Source organism: Lentilactobacillus farraginis DSM 18382 = JCM 14108 (assembly GCF_000583655.1).
GTDB lineage: Bacteria > Bacillota > Bacilli > Lactobacillales > Lactobacillaceae > Lentilactobacillus > Lentilactobacillus farraginis.
In genome coordinates, this window is record NZ_BAKI01000086.1 from 1 (window position 1) to 2,297 (window position 2,297).

The 2,297-nt window shown below is 38.9% G+C and carries 2 protein-coding genes; both read right to left on the minus strand.

The window, feature by feature from the left end; all coding sequences use genetic code 11:
- Positions 1-25: 25 nt before the first annotated feature.
- Positions 26-979, minus strand: a complete 954-nt coding sequence (locus JCM14108_RS13650) for a protein rep (RefSeq protein WP_035181504.1) — start codon at positions 977-979, stop codon at positions 26-28.
- Between the two features lie 1,136 nt (positions 980-2,115).
- On the minus strand, positions 2,116-2,297 hold a 182-nt coding region (locus JCM14108_RS14750), incomplete at its 5' end, for a hypothetical protein (RefSeq protein ID WP_160168518.1).

The window sequence follows — 2,297 nt, forward strand, 5'->3', positions numbered from 1 at the left end:
CCAAACTCATTAACATAATAGCCACCTACCAAATTAAATAATTTTTACGTTGATTATCCCACCTAGCCACGATTAATTCAACTTCAGTCGGTTCAGACAATTTGTCCCCGTCAACATTTACTAAATCACCATTATCGGCATCGTCCAATTTCAATTGCTGTTTAATCTGTTTCAACACCCCCCCATAACCAATTTGACGAGTACCAGCCAAGGCTTGCTCCAAGTCATCAATCACCTGTTGATTGCGATTATCATCGTCCGTCATGTAATCAGCAGACTTAACTTGATATTTAGCCGTTTCCTGAGCGCTAGCGAGCAAAGAGGACTTTCCCTTAGATTTATTCGTCCGAACCGCCTCAACGTTCACAATCGGCTTATATGAGCTTTTAAGAGCCTTCTGCCATAAGTTAGTCCACTCAACTTGAGACAAATAGTTTCCCGTTCCCTTAAAATAAGCACTCTTAACAAAAAGCAAAACATGCAAATGTTGATGATAAGAGCCATTTGCATTCGTCGTAATTTCAGTTGAGCGAACAAAGCCTAGCAGATTCTTAGATACTTTTTTATAATGAATCAACTTAAAGAAAGCATGAGTTAACGCCTTCAAACGTCGTTTTAAGTCAACACCATCAACCGAATTTTCTTCTGTAAGTGTTAAAAAAATAAATCTAGCAGTTGAATGCCGCCGATGAGCTTCTGCCAAAATTTCAGTTAACTGACTAGAGTTTTTTAAACTTCTACGCCAGTTGCACAAAGGACATAGCCGACTCTTACAAAACCACGTTTGATAAAGCTTAGTTGAACCATCAGGCAACTTTCGAAAACGCAAAACATCTGCGCAGCCTTGTACTTTATGTGCTTTTTTATATAACAAAATTGATAGATATTCTGCATAACGCAAATTTTCTAATTTCTTCTGCCGCCATGGTCGTACTTTTCCCGACTGCGATCGATCAACTAAAACTTTTCTATCAGTCAAACTAAAAAGCTCCTCTCATCCAACCACGTGAGAAGAGCTAATCTTTTATGTATTTACTAGAACTAAGGGCTTGACGCTTACTAACTCAAGCTTTAAACTATGTCTAGTAAATACGAATTATTCAAGATTAACTCACGTTTTCCCCGTCGCCAAACTAGGAATTCTCACGTGGGTTTTTTTATTGTTTCGTTGTATACCATCATAATACGCTTTAGGCCAGACGTGTCAAGGCTTAAAGGCAGTTTTGAAAAAAATAATTATGTCTAGTATGTATCAAGATAAGAAGAAACTGGCAAAAATCGCCAGTTTCAAGCCCTCGGGCGCTGTCGCCCCGAACCCCGACCAAGCTGAGCCAGCTTGACCGCAAAACTTGAGCGGGTGCTCCCGCTCAAACTCACCCCGTCACTCGTCGTGAGGGCAGGAAAGCAAAGTTTAGGAAACTTTGGCTTTCAGCCAATTCAGTGTCTGGGTTTAGTTAGCTAGTCAACTCCTTATCCTCGCTCCCGTTGGTCGTTCCGGTACCGTTGACTACCAGCTAGTACTCGGTTTTAATTGCAACGTGGTACAAGGATTAAGTTCGAAGGAGTGTAAACGACTGAACTTAATTTTTGTAACATGTTCCAGCATGCTAGGAAAATCCTAGCATGCTTTTTTAATCGTTTTTTCCAAAATCAAGAATCCCAGTTTAACAGCATTTAATTAGCTTAAGTATCCTAGGATTTTGCTACACACCTCCCTATTCTGCACAAATATTACAAGAAGTAATTGTAGCATTTTCCTAGGACTAAATATCGCAGTTATAACAAGGGTTTGGACGTCGACACTATCGGCTCATCTTTTTCCAAAACGGGTAAATTTTGGAAAAAATGCACAGTCCCTTTATGCTCATAGCACTCCTTGTATTCTTTCTGTTTGAGCAAAGCGAAATCTAAGACAGTCTGTAAAAACACGCCGAATTTTCATTCGGTGTGTAAGTGCGCCTTTAGCCCCTTTAACGGAATTATGCTATTCTTGATTTGTTTAAGACGGTGACTACTAACTAATACGAATTCGCTAGCTTGCCAGAGCTAAGGCAATAGTTATTAAAAAAGCGCTGTGGAATAAAATCCATGGCGCTTTTTTAATAGCAAAAAAGCTTATTGATCAACATCATATTGCTCCATTGCTTCATGCATAAAATTTCTTTCCCTTTCAGCTATCCGTTTACGTTTAGCAATTTCTTCAGCATTATTTTTTCTCGACGAAGTATATATTTTCTGCAATTGCTTAAAGTCAACATCAAAGCCATTTTTTTGCATTTCTTGTACAAAAAATTTAT